We start from the raw sequence: 24,886 nt of genomic DNA, 5'->3' as shown, positions 1-24,886 counted from the left end.
TTTTTTTGTCATGATTATTAATAAAGACCAAGCATCTCAATATCTATTTGGTTCCTTCTAATCATTAATTATCCAAAAATAAAAAGCCAGAGTATTAATACTCTGGCTTTGAAATCAATTATTTTCTTCCAACTGTGTAAGCTTTAGTTACATCAATTGTTCCGAATAAAGGAGTCATAACACCTTTAGCATATTCTCTTGAGAATGTTGAACTTGATCTGTATAACCATGGTGACATATTAGCATCTTCATAAATAAGAATCTCTTCAGCTCTCTTAAACATTTTTGTTCTTGCTTCTTGATCAATTGTTTGAGCAGCGTCTGCAATTAACTTGTCATACTCTTCATTTACCCATCCAGTTGGAGCTATACCAGCTGTTGAAGTAAACATTTCTAAGAAAGTATTCGGGTCATTGTAGTCTCCGCCCCATCCCATTGAAGCAAATTCATATTCAAGATTATCACATTTTTCACTAAATATAGCCCAATCATAATAATCAACTTTTACATTAATTCCTAATTTCTTTTCTAATAATTGTTGTTCGAATTCTGCAAACTCTTTAGATCTAGCATCTGTTCCACTTTGAAGCATAGTTACAGTCATATCTGCTGGATCTTCACTTAGTCCAAGTTCTTTAAGACCTTCAATCAACAATGCTTTTGGATCTGGATTTTCATCCATAAGTTTTTGTACTGGATTTGAATTAACTTCTCCTCTAAAATCTTTTCCACCAATTTGCACTGAAGGTGGTACCCAAGCATATGCAGGCTCACCAATACCTCTATATAAAACCTCAACAAGCCTTTCTCTATCTAATGAAATAATAAATGCTTTTCTAATCTTATCATTCTTAAAATACTTATTAGTTTGGTTATATATCTCATATGATGCAGATGGCTTAGCTTTTGAAGAATAAACCATTTCTTCCATAGCGTCAAATTTATCTCTCCACTCTTGTTTAGAAACTCCACCTAAATCAACATCACCAGTTAATAAAGTATTCATTCTAGCACTTTCATCTTTAACAATACTCATTGTTACATTTTCAAGTATAACTTCATCAGCATTCCAGTAAGTAGGATTTTTCTTGAAAGTTACTTCACTATCATGCACCCAAGTATCAAGTACAAATGCACCATTTGATATCATTTGGTCGGCTTCTGAACCATAACCTTCACCATATTTCTCAACAATATCTTGTCTCTGAGGTAACATTACTCTAAAGTAAGTAAGATCTAAGAAGTAAGCTATTGGTGATTCTAATGTAAATTCAATAGTCTTCTCATCAATTACTTTTATTCCTAGTTCATCTGCAGTAGCTGAACCAGAGTTAAATGCATCAGCATTTTTAATAACTGGTGTTATTAACCATGCATATTTTGATCCAGTGTTAGGATCCAACGTTCTAGTAACACCATATTTGAAGTCATTAGCAGTTACTGCTACTCCATCACTCCATTTTGCATCTCTCAAATTAAATGTCCATACTAATCCATCATCACTTACACTCCAACTTTCAGCGATTCCTGGAACAATCTTGTCCCCATTTTCATCTTGCTCAATTCTAGTCAATCCATCAACAATATGTGTCAATATTTGATTTGAATACAAATCAGTAGATCTAGAAGGGTCAATTGTTTTTGGTTCAGCATCTATGAATATTTTCATATACTGCTCTTTATCAAGCTTTGATTCTTCATTATCCCCTTGATTGCCCTTATCATTATCCCCTTGATTGGCATTTGCTTTTTCATTACCCTTAGCATCATCTTTCTTGTTACCACATGAAGTAAACATACCTCCAGCAACCATTGTTGCAGCCACGGTAAGCGCAATTAATTTTTTACTCTTCATTTTAAATCCCCCTTTTAAATTTAACTTTATTAGATACAATAAAGTGTTTATTTTTAAAGTAACTTTTTTTCCTTTGTATGAATGAATATCATCACACCTAATTAATTCATTTTGAATAAAGTTTTTTTATTCTGAAAGTTTAACTTAAAGTAATGCTTAACTTATGTAATTGTAATGTTTGAGCTAAAAAAAATTTCTTTAAATCAATTAATAACCTTAAGTTTTATTCATAATATAATGTGATACACTTCAAAACTTGATGTGATTTGAATAAATTTGAAATTATTACTGATATTCTGTGTTTATTTATCAGTTAAGCACTTTTCTTTAGCTTTATGTTAATAGTATTTTAACATATTTTTCTTACTTCTACCTTACATTTACCTTACATTACTTACAATCTTACATTACATTTTTGTAAGGTTCTGTTTTTTTGTCATAATTATAGATTAAACCCAAAAGCTTTCCATTACTATTTATACGCTCTTAGCTATCTAAATATCGTTTGATTTTTTTTCTACACTGAATAGATAATTGAAGTATTCCCATATACTGATAGCTGAATAATATAATTTTATGCCTAACAAATAGAGATCTAACGACCTTATACCAAAAACACCATTTTATACTCTTTTTATGCGGTAACTTTTTTATACAAAGTTACACCACATCTGTCACTTTATATTTTTGCATGCAACTTATTCAAAATGTAGCCAAGTCATAATGCGACTGCCTATTACCGCGCTACACAAAAATGACTGTCTCGCCATAGAAATATCTTTCTATTTTGAAACAGCCTCTTTTTAAAAAAATTATTTTCTTCCAACAGTGTAAGCTTTAGTTAAGTCCATTCCTCCAAATAAAGGTTTCATGTAACCTTTAACATAAGTTCTAGTAAATGTTGGTTCTATATCATAATTCGTTGGACAGATATTTGCATCTTCATAAATAAGAATTTCTTCAGCTCTCTTAAACATTTTTAGTCTTTCTTCTTGATCAATTGTTTTAGCAGCATCTGCAATCAATTTATCATACTCTTTATTCACCCATCCAGTTGGTGTCATTGCAGCTGCTGAAGTAAACATTTCTAAGAAAGTATTTGGATCATTGTAGTCTCCAGTCCACATCATTCCTGCAAGTTCATATTCCATGTTATCAGTTTTCTCTTGGAATATAGCCCAGTCCATGAAATCAATTTCCAAATTAACCCCTAAAGTATTTTGAAACATCTGTTGTTCCAATTCAGCAGCTTGCTTAGATCGAGCAGTAGTTGAACCTTTAAGAAACCTTATTGTCATATCTGATGGGTTTTCACTTTCTCCAAGCTCTTTTAGTCCTTCAATCAATAATGCTTTAGGATCTGGATTTTCATCAATAAGTCTTTGAACTGGCGCAGAATTAGCTTTGTCTCTAAAATCTACTCCACTGATTTGTACTGTTGGTGGTATCCAAGCATATGCTGGCATTGCCATACCGTTTAATTGAACATCAATATACTTTTCTCTATTATAAGCTATAATGAACGCTTTTCTAATTTTGTCATTTTTAAAATATCTACCGTTTTGGTTGAAAAATTGAAAACTAGTAGAAGGTTTTACTGATTCATTGTAAACCATATCATCCATAGCATTAAATTTTTCAATCCATTCTGGGGCAGCAACAGGACCTAGATCTATGTCTCCAGTTAATAATGTGTTATATCTAGAGCTTCGATCTGAAATAATACTCATATTAATTTTATCAAGTATAACTTCTTCTGCGTTCCAGTATTCAGGATTTTTCTTGAAAGTTACTTCACTATCATGTATCCAACTTTCAAGTGTGAATGCACCATTTGAAATCATATGTTCAGCTTCTGAACCATAACCCTCCCCATATTTCTCAACCATATCTTTTCTCTGTGGGAATAATACTCTAAAGTAAGTAAGATCTAAAAAGTATGGAGCTGGAATTTCTAATGTGTATTGTATTGTTTTTTCATCAATCACCTTAACCCCTACTTCTTCAGCAGTACATTCTCCTGTATTAAATGCTGCAGCATTTTTAATAACTGGTGTTATAATCCACGCATATTTAGATCCAGTGTCAGGATTTAATGTTCTCTTAAGACCATACTCAAACTGTTCAGCAGTTACCTTTTCTCCATCGGACCATTTTGCATCTCTCAAATGGAATGTCCATACTAATCCATCATCACTTACATCCCAACTCTCAGCTATTCCTGGAACAATCTTGTCCCCGTTTTCATCTTGTTCAATTCTAGTTAAGCCATCAACGATGTGTGTCAATATTTGATTAGAATACATATCTGATGATCTTGAAGGGTCAAGTGATTTTGGTTCATGATCTAAGAAAACGTTCATATACTGTTCTTTGTCAAGGTTCTCTCCTTCTGCCTTATCCCCTTGATTGTCCTTATCTTTAGCTGCTTGATTGTTTTTTGTTTCTCCATTACCCTTAGCATTGTCATTCTTGTTACCACATGAAGTAAACATTCCTCCAATAACCATTGTTGCAGCCACGGTAAGCGCAATTAATTTTTTACTTTTCATTTTAAATCCCCCTTTTAAATTTAACTTTGTAACGTAACTTCTTTTCCTTTGTTTAAATGAACATCATCACATCATTTAATTATTTTTTTGCAAAATTCCATATATTCTGAAAATTCACTTTAAAATAATACTTAACTTATTTATCTATATGTTTAAGCTAAAAATTTCTTTTAAAACAATTAATGACCTTAAGTTATATTCATAATATAATGGAGTTCAAAACTTGATGTGATTTGAATAACTTTGAAATTATTACTGATATTCTGTGTTTCTTTATGAGTTAAGCACTTTCTTTAGCTTATTTTAATAGTATTTTAACATATTTTCCTTGTTTTTACATGACATTACTTTAACCATCTAATTACATTGTTGTAAGATTACGTTATTTGTAGGAATCCCAAATATAATGCATATAATCCTTTTATCTACCAACATCAGATTCCATCGTTAGATACACAGTGGTTCATTACGACATTCTGATTCTGCGGGCACAAAAAAAAGTCAGAGTATTAATACTCTGACTTTTAAAAATTAATTATTATCTTCCTACTGTGTAAGCTTTAGTTACATCAATTGTTCCAAATAATGGACTCATAACACCCTTAGCATAATTTCTAGTGTAAGTAGATGTCTTACGGAAAATCCAAGGAGATATTACAGCATCTTCATATAATAAGATTTCTTCAGCTCTCTTGAACATTTCAAATCTCTTCTCTTGATCTATAGTCATTGTAGATTCTTTGATCAAGTTATCATACTCTTCATTTACCCATCCTGATGGTACAACATTAGCAGTTGAAGCGAACATTTCTAAGAATGTCATAGGATCGTTATAATCTCCATTCCATGCTTGTGAAGCAAAATCATATTCACCTTTATGTATTAAATCACTAAATACTGCCCACTCATAGTAGTCAATTTTAACATTAATTCCAAGAACCTCTTGTAATTTTTGTTGCTCAAATTCTGCAAACTCTCTTGATCTTGAATTTGTTCCACTCTGAAGCATAGTTATAGTCACATCAGCTGGATCTTCACTTAATCCAAGTTCTTTTAATCCTTCAATTAATAAAGCTTTAGGATCTTCTGTTTCATCAATTAATTTCTTAATTGGAAGATTGTCAGCTTTATCTCTAAACTCTTCTCCTCCAATTTGAACTGCATAAGGAATCCAAGCATATGCTGGCATGTATATTCCTCTGTATAAAGTTTCATTAATAGCTTCTCTATCAATTGCAGTAATAAATGCTTTTCTTATCTTATCATTTTGGAAGTATTTGTTCTTTTGGTTGAAAACTTCATAAACAGCGCTTGGTTTAGCTACTGAAGAATAATTAAATTCTCCCATTTCATTGAATTTATTCATCCATTCTGCTTTAGATACTCCAGCTAAGTCAACCTCTCCAGTGAATAAAGTGTTCATTCTAGCACTCTCATCTTTAATGATCTTTATTGTTACATTATCAAGTTTAACTGCATCAGCATTCCAATAATCAGGATTCTTTTTCATAGTTACTTCACTATCATGAATCCACTGATCTAATGTAAACGCACCATTTGAAAGCATATGCTCAGCTTCTGAACCAAAACCATCTCCATATTTTTCAACAATATCTTGTCTTTGAGGATACAAAACTCTAAAATATGAAAGGTCTAAGAAATATGCTACAGGACTTTCTAATGTATATTGTATTGTTTTTTCATCTAATGCTTTTACTCCAACCTCATCTGCTGTACCTTCACCACTATTAAAAGCAGCTGCGTTTTTAATAACTGGAGTTATTAACCAAGCATAATTTGAACCTGTTTCAGGATCTAATGTTCTTTTCGCACCATACTCAAAGTCTTGTGCTGTAACAGGAACTCCATCACTCCACTTAGCATCTCTTAATTTGAATGTCCATACTAGTCCGTCTTCGCTAACTTCCCAACTTTCAGCAATTCCCGGAACAATCTTATCGCCATTCTCATCTTGCTCAATTCTAGTTAAACCATCAATAATATGAGTTAAAACTTGATTAGCATATAAGTCTGATGATCTTGATGGGTCAATAGTTTTAGGCTCTGAATCCATAAGTATGTTCATGTATTGCTCTTTATCCATACCATTATTTTCTTCTTCAGTTGCCTTTGACGTGTTGTCATTTCCATTATTTGCTGCATTGTTTGTTGCTTTATCTCCACATGCTGTTAATACTGTACCCGTTCCAACAGTCAATGCCATTAAAGCTGCAATCATTTTTTTGCTCTTCACAAAAAAACCTCCCTCGTCTAGTCACTTAAACTAGTTTTATTGTTTAATACTTTCCCTAAATAATTTAATATAAATAAAATTTATTTTACTAGCGGTCACTTGGTATTATTTCACCAAGTGACAAGCTACAAAATGACCTTCTTTAACTTCAAGTAGTTCAGGTGTTTGCTCTTTACAGATGTCTTTAACATATCTACATCTAGTGGCAAATCTACAACCTGGTTTTGGATTGATTGGACTTGGAATTTCACCTTCTAGAGGTATTCTCTCTTTAGTCCTCTCAACTTCTGGATCTGGAACTGGAATAGCTGATAATAAAGCTTGTGTATATGGGTGAAGTGGTTCAGCAAACAACTTTTCACTAGTTGTAAGTTCAGCCATATTACCTAAGTACATTACTCCAATTCTATCACTTATATGTTTTACCATAGATAAATCATGTGCAATAAATAAGTAAGTAAGTCCAAATTCCTCTTGAAGTTTAATTAACAAGTTAACAACCTGTGCTTGTATGGACACGTCTAGAGCAGATATCGGTTCATCACACACTATGAACTCTGGTTCTATTGCTAGTGCTCTTGCAATACCAATTCTCTGTCTTTGTCCACCTGAGAATTCATGAGGGAATCTTGATGCGTGCTCTTTGTTAAGACCAACTAACTGAAGAAGCTCAAATATTCTCTCTGTTCTTTTTTTACCCGAATGTATATTGTGTATATCAATACCCTCACCGATTATATCTCCAACTGTCATTCTTGGATTAAGTGAAGCATATGGGTCTTGAAGAATTATCTGTGATTTTCTTGCGAAGTCTTTTTTTTCTTTTTTATTTAACTTATGAACATTGACATCTCCACCAAAGATAACTTCTCCATCAGTTGCCTTATATAGTCCCATTACAGTTCTACCACATGTAGTTTTACCACATCCAGATTCACCAACAAGACCTAATGTTTCCCCTTTATAGATATCAAATGATACATTATCTACAGCTTTAAGCACAGCTTTAGGCCCAACATTAAAATGTTTTTTCAAATTTTTTACTTGAACTAATACTTCTTTGTTAGCCATTATTCAGCTCCTCCTTTTCTTAATACTTCAGGTACTTCTACCTTTGGAGCTAATGGATCTTGTAACCAACAACTTACACCATGAGTATCACTTATTCTAGTGGCATCTGGCATAACTTCTTTACATATTTCCATACAGTATTCACATCTAGCTGCAAATGGACATCCTACTGGAGGTTTTATAAGATCTGGAGGTGTTCCTCCTAATGCATATAACACATCTTTGTTTTCAGTTTCAAGTCTAGGAACCGACTGCAGTAACGCCCATGTATATGGATGCTTTGGATTATAGAATACTTCATCAGTTGTCCCATGCTCAATTACGACTCCTGCATACATTACTTGAATTCTATCTGCTACATCAGCAACAACTCCAAGGTCATGTGTAACAAGAATAACAGCTGTACCTAGATCCTTTTGTAGGTCTTTAATTAAATCCATAATTTGCGCTTGAATTGTAACGTCTAATGCTGTTGTAGGTTCATCTGCTATAAGGATTTTTGGTTCACAAGCAAGTGCAATAGCAATCATTGCTCTTTGTCTCATTCCACCTGAATACTCATGAGGATATTGTTTAGCTCTCTTTTCTGCATTAGGAATGTTAACTAACTTTAACATCTTAACCGCTTCTTCAAAAGCTTCACCTTTACTTAATCCTTTGTGAATAATCAAACTTTCTGCAATTTGCTTTCCTACTGTCATAGTAGGGTTAAGAGATGTCATAGGGTCTTGGAATATCATAGATATATCTGCTCCCCTAAGATGTCTTATCTCACTTTCTTTCATATCTAAAATATTCTTACCATTGAATAATATTTTAGATGTTTTCTTTATTTCTGCTGGCATTGGCTCAGGTAGTAATCTCATAAGAGATTTAGAAGTAACTGTTTTACCACACCCTGATTCACCAACTATAGCTAACGTTTCACCTTTATTTAAGTAAAAGTTTACTCCTCTTACCGCTTGAACTTCTCCAGCGTAAGTATGGAATGACACTTTCAAATCTTGTACGTCTAGTATTTTTTCCATTCTTATACTCCTCCCTGTTACTGTCTCAACTTAGGATCTAGCGCATCTCTCAATCCATCACCTAACAGTTGGAATGATAACATTGTTAAACTGATAAATAAGGCTGGGAAAAACAATTGTTCTGGGTAGAACATTAATTGCTCTTTAGCTGCTGAAGCAAGAGCTCCCCAACTTGTATCCGGTGACTGCACTCCAAGTCCTATATAACTTAAGAAGGCTTCTCCGAAAATAAATCCTGGTATATCAAATGTAATTGCAACTATCATAATACCTAAAGTATTTGGAATTAAGTGTCTACCTATTATTCTTGCTGGGCTTGCACCTAAAGCTGTTGCTGCTAAAACATATTCTTGCTCTTTAATTTGAAGAAGTTGACCTCTAACCAATCTAGCCATGTAACACCATCCTGTAATTGTCATGGCTAAGATAAGAGCACCTATACCTTTTCCAACAATTAAAGAAATTAAGATTACAACTATTAAGTAAGGAATACTTACTAAAACTTCTACGATTCTCATCATTATGTCGTCTACAATGCCACCAAAGAAACCTGAAATACCACCATAGATGGCACCTACTACTGTATCAATAATAGCTCCAACAATACCAATAATCATTGAAATTCTTCCACCTTGCCATACTCTAGCAAATGTATCTCTTCCAATCTGATCAGTTCCAAACCAATGATCAGCAGTCGGACCTGAATTTATTACATCACTTATTGCTTCATATGGATATTTTGCTATCCAAGGTCCAATAATTGTCATAAGACATATTAATCCAAGCATTATAAGTGAAAAAGTAGCTACTTTATTTTGCTTTAATCTTCTCCATGCATCCTGCCAATAAGTCATACTTGGTCTTAGAATAACTTCTGCATCAGCAGCATCACAACCTATTATCTTAAACTTATCTTTATTTAATTCAACTGACATCTATTTTACCTCCTTATTTTTTTCCTCCGCCAAGTTTAATCCTTGGGTCTATAACTCCATATAAAATATCTACTACAACTAATGATGCAACAAATAAGAATGATATGAAAACTGTTTGTCCCATAATCATAGTATAGTCTCTGTTAGTTATAGATGCTACGAAGTAAGATCCTAATCCTGGGATTGAGAAAATACTCTCGATTACAAATGACCCAACAAATATCATTGCAATTTGAGGTCCTAATAACGTAATTGCAGGTAAAATCGCATTTCTTATAACGTGCTTAAATACTAATGATACTTTTGATACACCTTTTGCTTTAGCAGTTATAATGTAATCTTGTCCAATAACATCTAGACAGTTAGCTCTCATGTATCTTGCATATTTAGCAATAGATCCAAAACTTAAAGCTATAGATGGTAATATAGTGTATTTAAAACTACCCCATCCAATTACTGGTAGTACATGTAACTTAACACTGAATACATATTGTAGTAATGACGCTATAACAAAGTTTGGTACTGATACCCCTAATATAGCGATAAACATAACTAAATAATCAGGCCATTTATTTCTTTTAAATGCTGCTATAATCCCCATTAAAATTCCTAATGTGAATCCCATTCCAATTGCTTGAATTCCTAATCTTCCTGATACAGGAGCATATTTCATAATAGTTGTAGTTACTTTTCTTCCTGGATATGAAAGAGACTCTCCTAGATCTCCATGTAAAACTAAATTCTTTAAAAATACTCCATACTGAACTATTACCGGCTTGTCCAAACCATATTTAGCGTAGTAGTTAATTCTAGTTTGTTCCGGTAATTTTCTAGCCATACTAGCAAGTGGATCTCCAGGTATCGCACGTATTAGCATAAATGTTATTGTTGTTACAATGAATAAAGTTAAAAACATATACCCTATTCTTTTAGCAATAAACTTAAGCATTGTTCATCCTCCCATCATTTATCTTTATAATTGATAAATTTATATCATCTTTTAATATGACTTTTTTAAAAATATCACTGTCAAATTAAAAGAATGAAATCATAATAATGTTATGTATTAAGTTTTAATTTTTTGAAAACTTAATCATTTTCAAATGTTTTTATTTACTTGATTTTCAATAGATTTGTTATTATATATGCTTTTAATATTAGATTTGCTATTCAATGATTAACGGTTATATCTTTCTTCATTTAATTCTAGCTATTAACATTTTATATCATTGTTCCATGTTTCGCAAATACAATTTGTAAGATATTTAACTATTCAACTTACAAGTTATGCTTTTTTAAAACTTTTCGCTTTTTTCTGTCAATTCAGATTTCTATTTTATCAAATGAACCTTACACCTACATTTATTTTACATTACACTTTTGTAAGATTTAACGAAAATTCAACGAAACTTCACAAACTTAATCATATTTTTACGAAATTTATAATAAAAAATAGAAAAGAAACTCATCTTCCGACAAGTTTCTTCACTAATTCTATTTACCTCTTCCTTCAGTATGAGCTTTAGTTACATCTATATTTCCAAATAACGGAATCATTACATTTTTAACATATTTCCTTGTGTAAGTAGAACTTTTACGGAAAATCCAAGGAGAAATTACTGTATCCTCATAAACCAGGATATTTTCAGCTTTCTTAAACATTTCAAATCTAGCTTCTTGATCTACAGTCATAGTTGAATCTTTAATCAACTTATCATACTCTTCATTAACCCATCCAGAAGGAACTACATTCGCAGTACTTGTAAACATTTCAAGGAATGTCATAGGGTCATTATAATCTCCCATCCAACCTTGAGAAGCAAAATCATACTCTCCTTTATGGATTTTATCACTGAATACAGCCCACTCATAATAATCAATAGAAACACTTACGCCTAAAACTTCTTGTAGTCTCTGTTGTTCAAATTCCGCAAATTCTCTAGACCTAGAAGTGGTTCCACTCTGTAACATTACTATAGACATATCTGCTGGATTTTCACTTTCTCCTAATTCTTTTAATCCTTCAATTAATAATGCTTTAGGATCTTTATTTTCTTCCATAAGTTTTTTAACTGGTAAATTATCTGCTTTCTTTCTAAAATCTTCACCACCAATTTGAACTGCAGGTGGTATCCATGCATATGCTGGATCATTTGCTCCTCTATATAGAGTATCATTTATTGCAGCTCTATCTAATGCTACTACAAAAGCTTTTCTTATCTTGTTATTTTTGAAATATCTACTTTTTTGATTGAATACTTCATATACAACTGTAGGTTGTGCAACTGAAGAATAATCAAAATCACCTGTACCGTCAAATTTTTCTTTCCATTCTGGTTTTGTTACTTTACCTAAATCCGCTTCTCCAGTGAATAAAGTGTTCATTTGCGCACTCTCATCTTTTACAATCTTCATTCTCACTGTATCAAGCTTAATATTTTCTGCATTCCAGTAACTCGGATTTTTCTTAAATACTGCCTCACTATCATGTACCCATTGCTCTAATACAAAAGCTCCTGAACTTAGCATATGTTCAGCTTCTGAACCAAATGCATCGCCATACTTTTCAACCATATCCTGTCTTTGAGGATACATTACTTTGAAATATGTAAGATCTAAAAAGTATGCTATAGGCGATTCTAAGTTAATTTCTAATGTTTTATCATCAATAGCATTAACACCAACTTCTTCAGCAGAACCTTCTCCTTTATTATACTGAGCTGCATTCTTTATAACAGGTGTTATTAACCATGCATAATTTGACCCTGTCTCTGGATTAAGAGTTCTTTTTATTCCATATTCAAAATCTTTTGCAGTTATATTATTTCCATCACTCCATTTGGCATCTCTTAAAAAGAAAGTCCATTTAGTTCCGTCTTCACTAACTTCCCATTTTTCAGCTATACCAGGAACAATTTTATCACCTGATTCATCCTGTTCAATTCTTGTTAATCCATCAGTAATATGACTTAAAACCTGTGATGAATAAGTATCACTTGATCTTGAAGGGTCAATTGATTTTGGTTCCGCCCCCAAGAATATATTCAAGTATTGCTCCTTATCCATAGTAACCTTTTCATTACGATTTTCATTACGATTTTCATCAACTATGTTCTTTCCACGACATGATGCTAATGAAAATCCAGCAGAAAGTGATATTGCTAGTAATGATGCTATTAATCTTTTTCTTTTCACGTAAAGTCCCCCTTTTTTATTTTTTATGAACTTCATTTGGACTGTATTGCTTTATGTTTCTCATATACTTTAGTATTAGTTAATTTTAATTTTTTATGTGTTTTCCTTATTTACAAGATGACATGCAACAAAATGTCCTTTTTTTACCTCCAATAATTCAGGTGTTCTTTCCTTGCATTTTTCCATTACATAGCCGCATCTCGAAGCAAATCTACACCCCTCTACTGGATTTATAGGACTAGGTATTTCTCCTTTTAATTCAATTCTTTCTTTAGTTCTTTCTACTTTTGGATCAGGTATTGGAATTGCGGATAACAACGCTTGAGTATATGGGTGTAATGGATTTGAGTAAAGTTCATCACTACTAGCCAATTCTGCAAGTTTTCCAAGATACATTACTCCAACTCTATCACTTATGTGCTTAACCATTGATAAATCATGAGCAATAAATAAATATGTTAATCCAAATTTCCTTTGTAACTTTATAAGTAGATTTACTACCTGAGCTTGAATTGAAACATCTAATGCTGATATAGGTTCATCACACACAATAAATTCTGGTTCTATAGCAAGCGCTCTAGCTATTCCTATCCTTTGCCTCTGCCCACCTGAAAACTCATGAGGAAATCTTGAAGCATGCTCCTTATTCAATCCAACAAGATCCAATAATTCGAATATTCTTTTTGTTCTTTTCTCCCCTCTATGAATATTATGAATATCTATCCCTTCACCAATAATATCTCCAACAGTCATTCTAGGATTTAAAGAAGCATATGGATCCTGAAAAATTATCTGAGATTTCCTAGCAAAATCTTTTTTCTCTTTCTTGTTTAATTTATGAACATTTATGGTTTTATTAAATAATACATCACCTCCTGTTGCTTCATACAAACCCATAACAGTTCTCCCACAAGTTGTTTTTCCACATCCAGACTCGCCTACTAATCCTAATGTTTCTCCTTTATAAATATCAAATGACACATCATCTACAGCTTTCAGAACGGCTTTAGGACCTACATTAAAATGCTTTTTAAGGTTTTTTACTTCTATTAAAACATCATTCTTCATTCTTAGATCCTCCTTCATTAACTCCTTCAGGCACCCCTTCTTTTGGTGCTAGTGGGTGCTGCAACCAGCATTTAGCCTCATGAGTTTCACTTAACTTAGTTGCTTCTGGCATGATTTCTTTACAAATCTCCATACAATATTCACACCTAGCTGCAAAAGGACATCCGATAGGTGGTTTAATAAGATCTGGCGGTGTCCCTCCAAGAGCATACAGAACATCTTTATTTCCAGTCTCCAATCTAGGTACTGACTTTAATAGTGCCCATGTATAGGGATGCTTGGGATTATAGAATACTTCATCTGTTGTTCCTCTCTCAATTACCACCCCTGCATACATAACTTGAATTCTATCAGCAACATCAGCAACCACCCCTAAGTCATGAGTTACAAGAATAACAGCTGTTCCTAGATTTTTTTGGAGCTCTTTTATTAAATCCATAATTTGTGCTTGAATCGTAACATCAAGGGCAGTTGTTGGCTCATCAGCAATTAACACTTTGGGATTGCATGCTAATGCAATTGCTATCATAGCTCTTTGTCTCATACCCCCTGAAAATTCATGAGGATATTGATTTGCTCTTTTATCTGCATTGGGAATATTAACTAATTTAAGCATCTTAATTGCTTCATCAAGCGCTTCTTGTTTATTCATTCCTCTATGAATAATTAGACTTTCAGCTATTTGTTTTCCAATAGTCATTGTGGGATTAAGAGAAGTCATTGGGTCTTGAAATATCATAGATATATCCGCACCCCTAAGTTTTCTTAATTCTTTTTCATTCATTTTTAGAATGTCATTTTTATTAAATAATATTTTAGTTGTTTTTTTAATTTCAGCTGGCATAGGTTCTGGCAACAATCTCATAATTGATTTTGATGTAACTGTTTTCCCGCACCCTGATTCACCAACAATTGCTAAGGTCTCACCTTTATTCAAATAAAAGCTAACTCCTCTAACTGCTTGAACTTCTCCAGCGTATGTATGAAATGATACTTTTAAGTCTTGCACATCTAATATTTTCTCCATAAATTTTTCCCCCTCTATTATGTTCTTAATTTAGGATCCAGGGCATCTCTTAATCCATCTCCTAGTAGTTGGAACGATAACATTGTTAAACTTATGAATAATGCAGGGAAAAATAATTGGTAAGGATAAAACATTAATTGTTGTTGAGCAGATGATGCAAGTGCGCCCCAACTTGTATTTGGAGATTGAACTCCTAATCCAATATAACTTAAAAATGCCTCTCCAAATATAAACCCTGGAATATCAAAAGTAATTGCAACAATCATTATACTTAGAGTATTTGGTATAAGATGCCTACCAATAACTCTAGCTGGGCTTGCGCCTAAAGCAGTTGCCGCTAAAATATATTCCTGCTCCTTTATCTGCAACAGTTGCCCTCTCACTAATCGAGCCATATAACACCATCCAGTCAATGTCATTGCTAGTATTAGTGCTCCAATACCCTTTCCAACAATTAAAGAAACAAGGATTACTAACACTAAATACGGTATACTTACTAATATTTCAACAATTCTCATCATCACATCATCTACAACTCCACCAAAATATCCAGATATTCCTCCATAAATGGATCCTACAACAGTATCTATTAGCGCCCCTAATAATCCTATCAATATTGATACTCTTCCTCCTACCCATACTCTTGAAAAGATATCTCTCCCAATTTGATCTGTTCCAAACCAATGTTCAGCGCTAGGACCTTGATTAATATCATTACTTATAGACTGAAAAGGATACTTAGCTATCCATGGTCCAACAACTGTCATAATAATAATCAAAATAAGCACTATCATAGAACAAATTGCAACCTTATTTAATTTCAATCTTCGCCATGCATCTTGCCAATATGTTAGGCTAGGTCTTAAAATCACCTCTCCTTCACCTTTACTCGCACCTATCCTCTTGAATTTATTTTTATCTAAATTTAAGTTCTTGTAATTTTCAGCCATATTACTACCTCCTATTTCTTTCCTGTACCTACTCTTATTCTTGGATCAACTAATCCATATACTAAATCAACTACTAAAAGAGAACTAACGAATAAAAATGAAATAAAAACGGTTTGCCCCATTATCATAGTGTAATCTCTATTTGAAACTGAAGATACAAAATAGGATCCAAGGCCAGGTATAGAAAATATGCTTTCAATTACAAAAGATCCTGTGAAAACAAGGGCAATCTGAGGACCTAGTAATGTTATTACAGGCAAAATAGCATTTCTTATAACATGTTTAGTTACTAATGAAAATTTAGATACCCCTTTTGCTTTTGCAGTAAGTATATAGTCTTGCATAATTACATCTAAACAATTAGCCCTCATATACCTAGCATATTTAGCTATAGATCCAAAACTTAAAGCTATTGAAGGCAATATAGTATGCTTGAAAGCGCCCCATCCAATTGTAGGCAATAGGGTAAATTTAACAGTAAAAAAATACTGTAGTAACGAAGCTATAACGAAACTCGGAACTGAAATTCCCAATATTGCTACAAACATAACTACATAATCTGGTCCTTTATTTCTATTAAACCCTGCAATAATTCCTAGAATAATTCCCAATGTAAAACCAATTGTAATTGCTTGTATCCCTAATCTCCCTGAAACTGGTGCGTATTCAAATATTGTTTTTGTTACTTTTCTTCCAGGGTAAGTTAAAGATTCTCCTAAATCTCCATTAAGAATAAGATTTTTTAAAAATATTCCGTACTGCACTATTATGGGTTTATCTAGACCATACTTAGCATAATAATTAAGTTTTGTTTGCTCTGGTAGTTTCCTAGCCATTGATGCTAAAGGATCACCTGGAATGGCTCTTATTAAAAAAAATGTTATTGTTATTACTACTAAGAGCGTAAAAAACATATATAGTATCCTTCGAATAATAAATTTAATCATATTTCCCCTCTTTTCTACACATTATTTTATACATTTATAATTATTGTGCTTAATAAGAATATTTATTATTCTCCAAAAATTTAACAAAGCTATGTTATTTTAATAGAAAGAACTATATAATAAAGTAAAGGTATCTTTAAGATATTTTATATAAATGAAAGGAGTTGATATTATGACATTATTCAAAGGTTCTGGTGTTGCCATAGTTACTCCATTTACTGAAAATGGCGTTGATTTTAAAACATTGGAAAAACTTGTTGAATGGCATATTGAAAAAAAGACTGATGCTATCATAGTTTGTGGAACAACTGGAGAAGCTTCAACAATGTCCACTCAAGAGAAAAAAGAAACAATTAAATTTGTTGTAGATATAGTGGGTAAAAGAATCCCCGTAATCGCCGGTACAGGTTCTAACAATACTGCTGCAGCTATAAATATGAGTACTTGGGCTGAAAAAATTGGTGTAGATGGGTTATTGATTATTACACCATATTATAATAAAACTACTCAAAGAGGATTGTTTGAACACTTCAAAGCAATAAACAATTCCGTATCAATACCTATAATTGCATATAATGTTCCTAGTAGAACAGGAATTAATATAATTCCTGAAACTGTATATAAAATTAGTAAGCTTTCAAATATTAACGCAGTTAAAGAAGCTAGCGGAGATATTAGTCAAATAATAAAAATCCGTGAACTATGTGACGACGATTTTGATATATACTCTGGAAATGATGATCAAATAATCCCAGTTCTTTCAGTTGGAGGAATAGGTGTTATATCTGTATTAGCAAATATTATCCCTGAGGATACTTCTAAAATGGTTCACCTTTATCTAGAAGGAAAAACAAAAGAAGCTCTAGACTTACAGTTAAAATATTTATCATTATCAAATTCTTTATTCATAGAAACTAATCCAATACCAGTTAAGACTGCTCTTAATATGATGGGTATGAATACCGGATTATTGAGATTGCCATTATTAGATATGGATGAAGAGAATAAAAAGCTTCTTATGGATGAACTCAAAAAGCATAAACTTTGTTAGAGAGGATGATTTAATGGTTAATATATTATTAAGTGGCTGTAGTGGTACAATGGGTAAAGTTTTAATTACAGAATGTACTAAACTAGAAAACATTAAAATAGTAGCAGGATTTGATAAACAATATAGCTCAGATTTTTCTTTTCCCGTTTATTCAAACTTAGAAGATATAAAGGAAAAAATAGATGTTATTATTGATTTTAGTAACCCTGTAGTTCTTGATTCCTTATTAAAATTTTGTGTTAAGAGCAAGCTTCCTCTTGTATTATGTACAACCGGCTTCTCAGATAGTCAGATAAAAGAAATTAAATCTGCTAGCACAGAAACACCTATATTTTTCTCAGCAAATATGTCTTTAGGTATAAACCTTATTAAAAATTTATTAATTAAAGCAGCTACGGTGCTTTATGATGGATTTGATATTGAGATTATAGAGAAGCATCATAATAAAAAAGTAGATTCACCATCAGGTACTGCTTATCTTTTAGGTGATGCAATAATTAATTCTATTCCTGAGGAAAATGAATATGTTCATGGAAGAGAAGGATATCATAAACGTGAGAAAAAAGAAATTGGTATGCACTCTTTAAGAGGCGGTTCAATTGTAGGTGAGCATGAAGTGATTTTCGCTGGAAATGATGAAATAGTTTCAATTAAACATGAAGCTCTTTCAAAAAACATCTTTGCAATGGGTGCATTTAAAGCTGCTAAATATTTGGTTGATCAAGAAGCAGGGTTGTATGATATGGACGATATGCTTGATCTTTAGAACAGAATGCGATGCATTCTTTAATGGACAATGGAGAATAATGGATGCTTCTGCTTTAGGGCAGAAGCTACATTTTATTGTTCTTTAGGACAAAGAGATTTTACTCATTTTATCTTATGATAAAATATTGTATTTAGAATTCAATGTTTCATCTGTATCAAGGAGAAAAATATTTTGTTACTAAAAAAATGTAGTTTCTGATATTAGTCAGAAACTACATTTTTATTTTCTTAAACCAAGAAAGTTTCATTCCTTTTATTTAAGTCTATGTTTAGAAACTATATTAAAAAGTTATATGATTAATGCTTTTGAGTTTCATTACTTTACCAATAGCCATCAAAGTATTACAGCTAACTAATACATTCACATGTGTGCAAATCTCTTATTCTCAATAAATTTAACTAACTGATTGAATCTTGATTATACATTCTCAATTCTCCATTTCTTCTATAGTTTCTATTATAGGAGTTTATTATTCCTCAACCAAGTTTCTATCCTATTAAGTCCTTCCTCTAGTTCATTCATAGAGTAACAATATGATAACCTAACGAACCCCTCGCCTTTTTCTCCAAAAGCACTCCCTGGTACTAAGGCGACCTTTTGCTCATATAATAATCTATCACATAATTCTTCACTCTTAATCTTTGTAAAACTCATATCTATAAAAATATAAAACGCTCCTTTAGGAATATACACATCTATCCCTATTTGTTTTAACCTATTACAAATAAAATCTCTTCTTTTTTTAAATTCTAAATTTCTTTCTTTAACTTCATTCATACTGAAGTTAAGCCCTGCTAGCGCTCCCCACTGAGCAATTGATGGTGCACAGGTTACATTGTGTTGATGAACTACATTGATTTTATTTAGCATCTGCTCTTTTGCACAAAAATACCCCACTCTTAAACCAGTCATGGAAAATATCTTAGAAAATCCCCCGATTAATATGATTCTATCGGTTAACTCTTTACATTGAGCCAAAGAAAAATATTCTTCATCATATATAATCGAACTATACATTTCATCTGAAATAATAACTATATCTCTATTTTTAAGTACCTCAATAAATTTATTAAAGCTTTCTTTACTTAATACTGAACCAGTGGGATTACAAGGGTATGAAATTATAATACCTTTAATACTTTCTTCATTTTCTAGAATTTCTTCTATTTCACTAAAGTTAGGTTGAAATTCCTCTGTTAAAGAATACCTCTTTATATTTCCTCCTTGCATTTTAATACATCCTTCATATGCTGGATACGCTGGATCTGGTACTAAAATAGTTTCTCCTTCATTTAGAATTCCTTGTATGGAACTAAATATTGCTTCACTTCCACCTGTAGTAATACATATTTCATCAGGTGAATAATTTATATTCTGATTTATAAGATATTTACTTATTGCTTCTCTCAGTTCAAATAACCCTTCATTTTTTGTATAACCTGATTTATTCTTATTTATAGCTTCAATCATTTCTTCTTTTACTGCTTCAGGTACTGGAAAATCAGGTTGACCTATTGTCATAGATATAGCATCTTCTACTTCTATTACTTTATTAAAAAACTTCCTTATTCCAGTAATTTGAATTTTTTCAACGTTTTTATTTATAAAACCCATTTTCCCACTCCTTTTATGAAAAAAATTACTATTGGTACATGGAAAAAATAAATAAGGCAGATTGCGAAGTAATTTTAATTATTTTCTAGGCACTCAATTACGCGCATACTAACTGTATGTAAGTAATTGAGTAACGACGAAAAGAATCAAAAGGACGAGTAAGATGACTAATTTATTTTTTGAATGTGCCAAATATTCTTTACAAAATTATATCATATATTTAAAATTATAATATATGTTATGTTAATTTGTTATAATAATAATGTATTACTCGATATATTTTACAAATAATATTATCTTATGTTACACTAAGGAGAAACATTGCATAATATTTATTTACAAATTATTATTATTATTTTGTTTGAAATGGGTTAATTATTTTTCAAAAATATATTTTAGATGGAAAGGAGTTTATTATGGAATATAATTTGAATGATCCATATGAGCTTGCAAGGTACATAAAAGATGCTACAAAATCTACACCTGTGAAAGTTTATGTAAAAGGGTCAATTAATAACACCTCTGAAAACGTTAAAGTTTTCCAAAGTGGTGATATGGCAATTCTTATTGGAGAAAAAGATTCTATTGAAAATATCTTAGAATCAAATTCTTCTACAATAGAATACTATCACTTAGAAAATGACAGAAGAAATTCTGCGATTCCAATGTTAGATTTTAAAAAAGTAAATGCAAGAATAGAGCCCGGTGCAATTATCAGAGATAAAGCCATAATTGGCGATCATGCTGTAATAATGATGGGAGCTGTAATCAATATTGGAGCTGAAGTCGGTGAAGGCACTATGATTGATATGAATGCAGTTCTTGGCGCTAGAGCCTTTGTAGGTAAAAATTCTCACGTTGGTGCTGGTGCTGTTATAGCTGGTGTTCTTGAGCCACCTAGTAAATCACCTTGTATAATTGAAGATAACGTTCTAATAGGTGCTAACGCTGTAATTTTAGAAGGAGTAAAAATCGGTACTGGATCTGTTGTTGCAGCAGGAGCTATTGTAACTGAAGATGTACCAAGCGGAGTTGTTGTAGCAGGTTCACCTGCTAGAATTGTAAAAGCTGTAGATGAAAAGACATCAAGCAAAACAGAAATCTTAGAAGATTTAAGAAAATAATAAAAAGGCGTTGTTTTTAACGCCTTTTTATTATTGTTTATACTATATCTTCCTTGATATCTCCAGCAGTATCATCAAATATTGCTTCAGTAGTATTATCTTCTGCCACTCTTTCCATTTTTGAGATTGACACCTCATAAGCAATTTTTTTAACTACATCATCTTCACTAACTCTCTTTTGATATTCTCTACTTTGAAGTCTTCCCCAAATTCTAAGATTATCTCCTACTTCTAACCCTTTACAATACCTAGCATTTCTTCCCCAAGCTATTGTAGGTATGTAATCAGATTTATTATAAGGTCTATTTACTGCTAATAACATATCAGAAATTTCTCTTCCAAATGGAGTTTTTCTATATACAGGACTTTTGCATATAAAACCATTCAGATAAATCTGATTAGGATTCTTACTCTTTTCTAAACAAGGATAAATATCTCGTGCAAAAACTGTTAATATCAATCTATTTGCTCCATCTTGATACTTATTATAGGATCTTAACTGCCCCTCAACAACTATATCATTACCAATTTCAATTTTTTGTTCATCCAATAATCTCTCAGAAACTGTTATATTCAAACAGTCCTTTGCATCACTCAGTCTAGGAACTTCAATATAGAAATTATAAAATCCCTCACCATACATCTCATGACTGAATTCCAAACCACTCACAACTCTTCCTTCTAGATAAATACTGTTATTGTTCATTAAATTGTCCATCATAACCCCTCTTTCCCTTAGTTATTTGTTCTTTTCATAAATAAAGTATTCATTAACCATGATACATATTCCTATTTTTTTATTTTATTTAATTAATTTAGGTACATTTCCATTATAATACAAATACCATCAAATTTTCAACTTTTTTATTTTTTTTTAGTCTGTTTTCCCGCATGATCAATTATATAATCTTCTTTATAAATCAATTCAGACACTGTTACAAATGAGAATCCATCACTCTTTAGTTGTTTTAATATTTTAGGTAAGTTTTCTGGAGTATATTTAGCATTATTGTGAAATAGTACAATTGAGCCCCCCATTGTCTTACTTATGACTCTATCATATTCATTCTGAGCACTCTGTTCTTTCCAGTCAATACTATCAACATCCCACTGAATACAATAATGTCCACTTTCTTCAATTATTTGTACTGTCTGGTCATTATAGGCCCCTTCAGGAAACCTAAATACTTTTGTTCCTTCTCCTGTTATTGCTCTTATCTTACTATCTGTACTAATAATTTCTCTGATAATTGCATCTTTTGAGAGAGAAGTCATATTTGGATGTGAATTTGAATGATTTCCTATCTCATGACCTCTTTTATGTATTTCTTCTACTTCAGCCTTATATTCATCAACCCATCTACCAACCAAGAAGAATGTTGCTTTAACATCATACTCATCAAGCACGTCCAATATTTTTATGGTATTATCAGCTCCCCAACTCGCATCAAATGTTATGGCAATCACTTTCTCACCATTTGTATCCACATTATAAATAGGTAACTTCTTATTATTCAAGTTAAATACATCAATAAATGATTTATTGAGTATCAAAGCTCCCACAATTACTATAATAGCGGAAAAAATAATAATTTTAATGTTGATATTAAATTTTATTTTTTTTAGGTACATCTTACACCTCCTTATTTATAAGTTTTTCTCTATCAAGTCATATTCAAATAAATAACTAGTGAGTATGCTAGTCCATTTTGTGCCATACTTGCTCCTTAGAACCCACTGATAGAGTATCTATCAGAAGAACATAACTATTCCCCTTCTGCAAAATATCCGTCGCACCTTTGACTTGTTATTTATTTTCATATACCTAATTTATATTCATATATGCTTTAAACTATTCAAAAAAATATTTATAGTCTTCCAAGTAATAAATTTTATGTTATAATTATAAATAGCATTAATTTCTTGTTTAAGGAGGGTAATAATGCAGAATTCATCTACAGAATTAGCAGAAAGTAAATTATTGCTTCTTTATATAGCAAAAAAAATAAATATGCCAATATCTAACATATCATTAACTGAGCTTATTTTATCTAATAACTTGCTGAACTATTTTGCCCTTCAGCAGTATATTTTTGAATTAGTGTCATCTGATTTATTAAAAAATATTGAGCATAACGGAAAACATATGCTTGAGATTAGTGATCAAGGTGTTAATGTCCTTTCTATGTTTTCAAATAGGATTTCTCAAGAAAAAAAGGATCTTTTAGATGACTACCTAAGTAAAAATATTGATAACATCAAAAAACAAATAACCGTAAATGCAGATTACACAATTGATGAAAATAACTTTTTCATCGTTGAATTAAGTGCTTATGAAAACGGATCAGCTCTCATAGATCTTAAATTGAGTGTAGGATCAAAATCTCAAGCAAGTGATCTTTGCAAAAGATGGAAAAATAACTCTTCAGAGCTTTATGTTAAAATAATCAACACTCTTATAGAGTAATAATTTTAGCAATTCTCATTGGTTCTTTCCCAATGGGAATTGTTTTTTTAGTATAGTCTTTGACATCTACTATAATTAAACTATCATTATAGCTATCACAAATATACAGCGAATCCTTATCTCCAATTATTCCTCGTGGCATTCCTCCTACATTGATTTCATCAACCAACTCCCATTTTTGAACATCTATAACTGAAATAATTCCATCTGCAAAATTAGATACATAACATTTTTTTCCATCATAATACATATCCATAGGAGACTTACTTACAGTAACTCTATTTATTACCTTAAAGTTTTTCATAGATACTATACTTAGACTTCCATTGCACTCCATTCCAATATTAGATTCACATACTAAAACATAATCATTGTCCGTAGTTGTAACAACACTCATAGGATATACTCCAACATTTATCTTTTTAATGTCATTGTAATTATCTAAATTTATAACCGTAAGTGAATCATCAAATAAGTTTGATGTTAAGATAATCCTTTTTTCTTTTTCTATCCATATACTATGCGGAAGATTACCACATGGTATCAAGCTTTCGATTTCATAATTCTTGTTATTATATACAATGATATTGTTAGAATCTCCACATAGTATAAATAACCGCTCGCCAAACCCAGCTATATCCGTGCAACTTACTCCAATGTTAATATTTAATTTTTTTTCATTCTCCAAATCTATTATAGATATTCCTCTACTATATCTATTAGCAGTAAATATTCTTTTTTCAATACTACATATTCCGTGTGGTCCAATCCGCTTCTCATTTTCACTTAATTTATACGTATTCACTATCTTACAGCTATCTGTGTCTAAAATCGTTATATCATCTGAGGCCATATTGCAAGTACATAGACAATCCAAACTTATCACCTCCTCACATTATATTATGAAACATCTTTATAAATGGATAGATAAATCATTGATAAATTTTGAGAAATTTAGTATAATTTTAAGGTACCCATA

At 31.7% G+C, this 24,886-nt stretch carries 20 protein-coding genes; 4 read left to right on the top strand and 16 right to left on the bottom strand.

The genetic code is table 11. The features are described from left to right. Window positions 1-118: 118 nt before the first annotated feature. The 12 genes from KDK92_RS22270 to KDK92_RS22215 all read right to left on the bottom strand — a co-directional run bounded on the left by KDK92_RS22270 (window position 119) and on the right by KDK92_RS22215 (window position 16,882). Complete coding sequence (locus KDK92_RS22270) at window positions 119-1,855, bottom strand: peptide ABC transporter substrate-binding protein (protein WP_250861618.1); 1,737 nt, start codon at window positions 1,853-1,855, stop codon at window positions 119-121. An 812-nt stretch (window positions 1,856-2,667) separates the two neighbouring features. Next, window positions 2,668-4,407 (bottom strand): peptide ABC transporter substrate-binding protein, encoded by a 1,740-nt coding sequence (locus KDK92_RS22265; RefSeq protein ID WP_250861617.1) that lies wholly within the window; start codon window positions 4,405-4,407, stop codon window positions 2,668-2,670. 538 nt (window positions 4,408-4,945) lie between these two features. Then, window positions 4,946-6,661, bottom strand: coding sequence for a peptide ABC transporter substrate-binding protein (locus tag KDK92_RS22260; protein ID WP_250861616.1), 1,716 nt, complete (start codon window positions 6,659-6,661; stop codon window positions 4,946-4,948). Window positions 6,662-6,766: 105 nt separating this feature from the next. Next, window positions 6,767-7,732 (bottom strand): ABC transporter ATP-binding protein, encoded by a 966-nt coding sequence (locus KDK92_RS22255; RefSeq protein ID WP_250861615.1) that lies wholly within the window; start codon window positions 7,730-7,732, stop codon window positions 6,767-6,769. Further along, window positions 7,732-8,760: an ABC transporter ATP-binding protein gene (locus tag KDK92_RS22250; protein WP_250861614.1), complete on the bottom strand. Its 1,029-nt coding sequence runs from the start codon at window positions 8,758-8,760 to the stop codon at window positions 7,732-7,734. The genes KDK92_RS22255 and KDK92_RS22250 overlap by 1 nt, the downstream gene beginning before the upstream one ends. Before the next feature lie 17 nt (window positions 8,761-8,777). After that, entirely contained in the window at window positions 8,778-9,695 is a 918-nt protein-coding gene (locus KDK92_RS22245) for an ABC transporter permease (RefSeq protein WP_250861613.1), read from the bottom strand. 13 nt (window positions 9,696-9,708) lie between these two features. Further along, entirely contained in the window at window positions 9,709-10,644 is a 936-nt protein-coding gene (locus tag KDK92_RS22240) for an ABC transporter permease (RefSeq protein ID WP_250861612.1), read from the bottom strand. Window positions 10,645-11,189: 545 nt separating this feature from the next. Then, entirely contained in the window at window positions 11,190-12,890 is a 1,701-nt protein-coding gene (locus KDK92_RS22235; RefSeq protein ID WP_250861611.1) for a peptide ABC transporter substrate-binding protein, read from the bottom strand. Window positions 12,891-12,983: 93 nt separating this feature from the next. Next, on the bottom strand, window positions 12,984-13,958 hold the full coding sequence (locus KDK92_RS22230) for an ABC transporter ATP-binding protein (protein WP_250861610.1): 975 nt from the start codon (window positions 13,956-13,958) through the stop codon (window positions 12,984-12,986). Further along, entirely contained in the window at window positions 13,948-14,985 is a 1,038-nt protein-coding gene (locus KDK92_RS22225; RefSeq protein WP_250861609.1) for an ABC transporter ATP-binding protein, read from the bottom strand. Before KDK92_RS22225 ends, KDK92_RS22230 begins: the two co-directional genes overlap by 11 nt. A 17-nt stretch (window positions 14,986-15,002) precedes the next feature. Then, window positions 15,003-15,935, bottom strand: coding sequence for an ABC transporter permease (locus tag KDK92_RS22220; RefSeq protein WP_250861608.1), 933 nt, complete (start codon window positions 15,933-15,935; stop codon window positions 15,003-15,005). A gap of 11 nt (window positions 15,936-15,946) precedes the next feature. Next, complete coding sequence (locus KDK92_RS22215; RefSeq protein ID WP_250861607.1) at window positions 15,947-16,882, bottom strand: ABC transporter permease; 936 nt, start codon at window positions 16,880-16,882, stop codon at window positions 15,947-15,949. A gap of 172 nt (window positions 16,883-17,054) precedes the next feature. On the opposite strand from KDK92_RS22215, the gene dapA reads away from it, so the two are divergent. Further along, the gene (dapA, locus tag KDK92_RS22210) at window positions 17,055-17,933 is read left to right on the top strand and encodes a 4-hydroxy-tetrahydrodipicolinate synthase (protein ID WP_250861606.1); all 879 of its coding nucleotides are present in this window, start codon (window positions 17,055-17,057) and stop codon (window positions 17,931-17,933) included. Between the two features lie 13 nt (window positions 17,934-17,946). Then, complete coding sequence (dapB, locus tag KDK92_RS22205) at window positions 17,947-18,699, top strand: 4-hydroxy-tetrahydrodipicolinate reductase (RefSeq protein ID WP_250861605.1); 753 nt, start codon at window positions 17,947-17,949, stop codon at window positions 18,697-18,699. A gap of 459 nt (window positions 18,700-19,158) precedes the next feature. Here the strand turns inward: dapB and KDK92_RS22200 are convergent, their stop codons facing one another. Then, window positions 19,159-20,316: a pyridoxal phosphate-dependent aminotransferase gene (locus tag KDK92_RS22200; protein WP_250861604.1), complete on the bottom strand. Its 1,158-nt coding sequence runs from the start codon at window positions 20,314-20,316 to the stop codon at window positions 19,159-19,161. Between the two features lie 416 nt (window positions 20,317-20,732). Here KDK92_RS22200 and dapD point away from each other — a divergent pair, with 416 nt between their 5' ends. Beyond that, complete coding sequence (dapD, locus tag KDK92_RS22195; RefSeq protein ID WP_250861603.1) at window positions 20,733-21,440, top strand: 2,3,4,5-tetrahydropyridine-2,6-dicarboxylate N-acetyltransferase; 708 nt, start codon at window positions 20,733-20,735, stop codon at window positions 21,438-21,440. Between the two features lie 37 nt (window positions 21,441-21,477). On the opposite strand, the gene KDK92_RS22190 is transcribed toward dapD, so the two are convergent. Both KDK92_RS22190 and pdaB read right to left on the bottom strand, forming a co-directional pair. Then, a complete protein-coding gene (locus tag KDK92_RS22190; protein ID WP_250861602.1) occupies window positions 21,478-22,161 on the bottom strand; it encodes a single-stranded DNA-binding protein in 684 nt (227 codons plus the stop codon). A 143-nt stretch (window positions 22,162-22,304) separates the two neighbouring features. Beyond that, window positions 22,305-23,072, bottom strand: coding sequence for a polysaccharide deacetylase family sporulation protein PdaB (pdaB, locus tag KDK92_RS22185; RefSeq protein WP_250861601.1), 768 nt, complete (start codon window positions 23,070-23,072; stop codon window positions 22,305-22,307). A 310-nt stretch (window positions 23,073-23,382) separates the two neighbouring features. On the opposite strand from pdaB, the gene KDK92_RS22180 reads away from it, so the two are divergent. Beyond that, a complete protein-coding gene (locus KDK92_RS22180) occupies window positions 23,383-23,907 on the top strand; it encodes a DUF4364 family protein (protein WP_250861600.1) in 525 nt (174 codons plus the stop codon). On the opposite strand, the gene KDK92_RS22175 is transcribed toward KDK92_RS22180, so the two are convergent. After that, a complete protein-coding gene (locus tag KDK92_RS22175; protein ID WP_250861599.1) occupies window positions 23,897-24,784 on the bottom strand; it encodes a YncE family protein in 888 nt (295 codons plus the stop codon). The two genes, KDK92_RS22180 and KDK92_RS22175, sit on opposite strands and share 11 nt — an antisense overlap. Window positions 24,785-24,886 lie beyond the last annotated feature (102 nt).

It is taken from the genome of Oceanirhabdus seepicola, from assembly GCF_023684385.1.
Taxonomy (GTDB): domain Bacteria; phylum Bacillota; class Clostridia; order Clostridiales; family Clostridiaceae; genus Oceanirhabdus; species Oceanirhabdus seepicola.
The sequence above is the reverse complement of the archived record's forward strand: the minus strand, read 5'-3'. Positions and strand labels throughout refer to the sequence as shown.

Bases quoted from the DNA above. Each gene is read 5' to 3' on its own strand.
- dapD (WP_250861603.1), top strand. From the start codon at position 20,733: ATGGAATATAATTTGAATGATCCATATGAGCTTGCAAGGTACATAAAA.
- KDK92_RS22215 (WP_250861607.1), bottom strand. From the start codon at position 16,882: ATGATTAAATTTATTATTCGAAGGATACTATATATGTTTTTTACGCTC.
- dapA (WP_250861606.1), top strand. From the start codon at position 17,055: ATGACATTATTCAAAGGTTCTGGTGTTGCCATAGTTACTCCATTTACT.
- KDK92_RS22180 (WP_250861600.1), top strand. From the start codon at position 23,383: ATGCAGAATTCATCTACAGAATTAGCAGAAAGTAAATTATTGCTTCTT.
- KDK92_RS22240 (WP_250861612.1), bottom strand. From the start codon at position 10,644: ATGCTTAAGTTTATTGCTAAAAGAATAGGGTATATGTTTTTAACTTTA.
- KDK92_RS22245 (WP_250861613.1), bottom strand. From the start codon at position 9,695: ATGTCAGTTGAATTAAATAAAGATAAGTTTAAGATAATAGGTTGTGAT.
- KDK92_RS22255 (WP_250861615.1), bottom strand. From the start codon at position 7,732: ATGGCTAACAAAGAAGTATTAGTTCAAGTAAAAAATTTGAAAAAACAT.
- pdaB (WP_250861601.1), bottom strand. From the start codon at position 23,072: ATGTACCTAAAAAAAATAAAATTTAATATCAACATTAAAATTATTATT.
- KDK92_RS22190 (WP_250861602.1), bottom strand. From the start codon at position 22,161: ATGATGGACAATTTAATGAACAATAACAGTATTTATCTAGAAGGAAGA.
- KDK92_RS22230 (WP_250861610.1), bottom strand. From the start codon at position 13,958: ATGAAGAATGATGTTTTAATAGAAGTAAAAAACCTTAAAAAGCATTTT.
- KDK92_RS22225 (WP_250861609.1), bottom strand. From the start codon at position 14,985: ATGGAGAAAATATTAGATGTGCAAGACTTAAAAGTATCATTTCATACA.
- KDK92_RS22200 (WP_250861604.1), bottom strand. From the start codon at position 20,316: ATGGGTTTTATAAATAAAAACGTTGAAAAAATTCAAATTACTGGAATA.
- KDK92_RS22265 (WP_250861617.1), bottom strand. From the start codon at position 4,407: ATGAAAAGTAAAAAATTAATTGCGCTTACCGTGGCTGCAACAATGGTT.
- KDK92_RS22250 (WP_250861614.1), bottom strand. From the start codon at position 8,760: ATGGAAAAAATACTAGACGTACAAGATTTGAAAGTGTCATTCCATACT.
- KDK92_RS22270 (WP_250861618.1), bottom strand. From the start codon at position 1,855: ATGAAGAGTAAAAAATTAATTGCGCTTACCGTGGCTGCAACAATGGTT.
- dapB (WP_250861605.1), top strand. From the start codon at position 17,947: ATGGTTAATATATTATTAAGTGGCTGTAGTGGTACAATGGGTAAAGTT.
- KDK92_RS22220 (WP_250861608.1), bottom strand. From the start codon at position 15,935: ATGGCTGAAAATTACAAGAACTTAAATTTAGATAAAAATAAATTCAAG.